Raw genomic sequence first — 3,191 nt, forward strand, 5'->3', positions numbered from 1 at the left:
AAGATATTTATAAACACTTCAGGTATAGGGTTGATAGATTCAGGGATTGACATCTCCTCGAAAAATGCACGGATTGGCGACAGGATAATCTTGAGTGGCACAATTGGTGACCATGGAATCGCTATTTTGAGTGCAAGAAAAAAGTTTGATTTCCAAACAAAATTGAAGAGCGACTCTCAGCCATTGAACGGGATTGTCTGGGATATCCTGAAAGTAAGCAAGAAAGTTCACGCTCTACGCGACCCTACCAGGGGTGGATTGGCCACATCTCTGAATGAGATAGCCGAACAGTCGGGAGTGGGAATAGAGATTGAAGAGGAGAAGATTCCCTTGAAGGAAGAGGTTAAGGGCGTCTGTGAAATGTTAGGTTTCGACCCGTTATATATTGCTAACGAAGGGAAACTGGTGGCTTTCGTTCCTGAAAGGGATTGCGCAAAAGTTTTAAATGTTATGAGAAAGAATAGATACGGAAAAGATGCTCAAATAATTGGAACTGTGGTTTCCAGGCACAAAGGGAGAGTTTTAGTAAAGACGAGCGTGGGAGGAGAAAGGGTCTTGGATATGCTTACCGGTGAGCAGCTTCCGCGAATCTGCTAAAATTTTTCCATTGCATCTGAGGCAGAATGGATGGTGTTTATGTTCTTTTAATCTGGGTTAAAAGAAAAAGGAAGATTCGAATAAGTAAATTGGGGCCTCTTGAATTTGCAAGAGGCTTCTATTTTTATGTGGGCAGAGCATTGAATGGGCTGGAGAAAAGAATCAAGAGGCATCTTGAAGAAAAGTAAAAGACATTTCTGGCACATTGATTATTTACTTGAATACTCATAAATTTTGGGTATAATATATGTATTAACATCATATGGAAAGAGTGAATGTAAGATCGCTTTCCATCTGGAGAAGAAATTTAAATCGATTGAAAATTTCGGCTCGAGTGGTTGTAGATACAAGAGCCATCTATTCTTTAAGAAAATTTAAACTAAGGAGGAGGTAAATAAATGGAACTGGTAATTCCCGTTATGACTTTGCAGGATGCCCGGGCGGCAGTTGAGGGTGGGGCTAGACTGATCAGCGTAAAAAATCTTCATGAGGGTGCTATGGGTGCCAATCTCCCTTACACAATAAGGACTGTCAGGAAAAAGATTCCCAGGAGAATTCGCCTGGGTGCCACTGTGGGAAATTTTCCTGGCTATATGACCTGTACAGCAGCACAAGCAGCTCTGGGAGCAGTTGTATCGGGAGCAAGGGACCATGTTACTGTGGGACTGTACAAGGTGCCTTCCTACAGGGAAGCAGCGAAAATGGTTAAAGCAGTTAGTGAGACGATAAAAAGGTTTGATAAGAGAATTGGTGTGGCAGTATGCAGTTTCGCCGATTATAAACAGATTGGCTCCATCTCTCCCAAAGAGACTCTGGATATTCTCGTCGATTCTCAAGCAGATATAGCGGTTATAGATGTTGCGAATAAAGACGGTAAACACCTTTTCGATCATATGTCGATTGAACAACTCCATAGTTTTGTCGAAAGCGCACATAGTCATGGGTTATGGACACTCTTTCTTGGCTCTTTGGGAAAGGACGATGTTTCAGCGCTGCTTCAGACGGGAGTGGATATAATGGGAGCTCGTAGCACTGTATGTCGTGAAGGTAAATGGTATTATGAAGTCGAGAAGGAAAAAGTCAGGGAACTGGTTAAGACAATTGAAGAGGCGGAAGGCAAAAGCTGGATAGAACGCTGGTGGGAGAGGAGGCAGAAGAAGAAGAAAAGGCTGAGGGGAAAGACCTGTGGTCCAGAACATATGATTGAGAGTTCAAAGTCTAAAGGTTAAAGTTTATCGTTAATATGTCCCTAACACTATTCCTGTTTAGCGTAATACTGATTAGTCTTTCTGGAATTATGATGCCTGGCCCCGTGTTTGCAGTGACTTTATCCAAGGGTTATGAATCTCCGGTTGCCGGAATCGGGGTGGCTTTGGGGCATGGGGTAGTGGAAATTCCTTTGATAGCTATTGTTTACTTTGGCTTTGCCAGATTTTTCCATTTGGAATTGGTTAAAACTATCGTGGGCGTTGCTGGAGGATCGATTCTTATATATATGGGTTCCGGCATGTTCAGAATCCGCCATGAGATAAACGAAAGAGCCTACAGTTTTTCTCAAGGTTCGATTACCGCCGGCTTCCTCACAACTGTTTCTAATCCCTACTTCTTTCTCTGGTGGGCAACAATTGGCGCAGCCCTGATGACTAAGGCGATAACATTTGGATTGATAGGAATTCTTCTTTTCGTTTTGGTTCACTGGCTGTCCGATTTAACCTGGTATTCTTTGGTATCTTTGGTAGTTTACAGGAGCAAACACTTATGGAGCAGGAAGTTACATGGGATTCTATTCGGTTTATGTGGGGGGATACTTATCGGTTTTGGTGGTTGGTTCATATTTTCTGTGGTTATCTAAGACCTGTGCTCAAAATGTGAGAGGGTAAAATGAAAGTTATCGGTATAATAGGATATAAGGGAAGTGGTAAGACGCATCTGGGCATCAACCTCTCAGAAGAATTAAAAAGGAGAGGATACACGGTTGCTATCGTTAAGCATGTGCAAGGCTCTCTTGACCTTCCCCATAAGGATACTAGTCTATATAGAGGACATTGTGACCAACTTATAGCCATCTCTGAGGAGGGTGTAACGGAATTCTTTAAGGGTAAACTCAATTTTGAACAAGCGCTCGACTCCTTGGATGCCGATTTCATAATTGTGGAAGGGTTCAAGGAGAAAAAGAGCTTTCCCAAAATTGTGTGTTTAAGAGAGAAAGGTGAGGAGAAGGAACTTTCTGATGGTTTGGAGATTGGGCTGGTGGGGAAAGGAAATTTCAACTCTGATAGAGACATTTCCACTATAGCTGATCTGGTGGTAGAGAAGGCATTCAAGTTGCCAAACCTTGACTGTGGTGATTGCGGCTTTAATAGTTGCTACGAGCTGGCAAGAGAGATTCTGAAAGGTAAAAAGAGAGTGAGCGACTGTACTCGTTTGGGGCGAGATGTAGAAGTGCAAGTGGTTGGTGAGCCCATGGAACTGAATCCCTTTGTATCGGACATTTTGCGAAAGACAATAAAGGGATTTCTCTCTGGGTTGAAGGGTTTCAAGAGAGGGAAAATTAGAATTAAAATTGGGGATAGAGAAGACCGATGAAGACAAAA

Annotated in this window: 5 protein-coding genes; all 5 read left to right on the forward strand. The window is 42.7% G+C overall.

What is annotated here, in order from left to right:
• Positions 1-597, forward strand: a 597-nt coding sequence (hypE, locus tag VMW39_00220; protein HUW22446.1) for a hydrogenase expression/formation protein HypE, incomplete at its 5' end; no start/stop codon positions are given.
• 26 nt (positions 598-623) lie between these two features.
• Complete coding sequence (locus tag VMW39_00225; protein ID HUW22447.1) at positions 624-785, forward strand: DUF123 domain-containing protein; 162 nt, start codon at positions 624-626, stop codon at positions 783-785.
• A gap of 210 nt (positions 786-995) precedes the next feature.
• Positions 996-1,826 carry a (5-formylfuran-3-yl)methyl phosphate synthase gene (locus tag VMW39_00230; GenBank protein ID HUW22448.1) on the forward strand — a complete coding sequence of 277 codons (831 nt, stop codon included), beginning with the start codon at positions 996-998 and terminating at the stop codon, positions 1,824-1,826.
• A 68-nt stretch (positions 1,827-1,894) separates the two neighbouring features.
• On the forward strand, positions 1,895-2,449 hold the full coding sequence (locus VMW39_00235; protein ID HUW22449.1) for a LysE family transporter: 555 nt from the start codon (positions 1,895-1,897) through the stop codon (positions 2,447-2,449).
• 29 nt (positions 2,450-2,478) lie between these two features.
• Positions 2,479-3,183 carry a molybdopterin-guanine dinucleotide biosynthesis protein MobB gene (locus VMW39_00240; GenBank protein HUW22450.1) on the forward strand — a complete coding sequence of 235 codons (705 nt, stop codon included), beginning with the start codon at positions 2,479-2,481 and terminating at the stop codon, positions 3,181-3,183.
• The last annotated feature ends 8 nt before the right edge of the window (positions 3,184-3,191 follow it).

It is taken from the genome of bacterium (assembly GCA_035530055.1).
Classification (GTDB): Bacteria; UBA6262; WVXT01; order WVXT01; family WVXT01; genus WVXT01.